Consider the following 267-nt stretch of genomic DNA (forward strand, 5'->3'; position numbering starts at 1 on the left):
CCGCACGGAAAGCGCTTTCCCAGACCTATGCGGGCCGCTGACCGACCGGCCAGAGCCGCAGTTCCGGTACGTCACCCGCTGGTCGCAGCGGTCACCGCACACGCAGAGCCGTCCCACCTTCGACGGCCTGCCGAACCGAAGCACGTCTGCACGCTCCAGCACCACCCAGCGTTCGAGGACGACTGACGAATGGGGAGACGAGGATGAGACGACCTGCCGCACTGCGGCTCCACGCGGCACTGGCCACGCTGGCACTCGCGGCCGCGA

Origin of the sequence: Streptomyces glaucescens, from assembly GCF_002154375.1 — a bacterium.
Taxonomy (GTDB): domain Bacteria; phylum Actinomycetota; class Actinomycetes; order Streptomycetales; family Streptomycetaceae; genus Streptomyces; species Streptomyces glaucescens.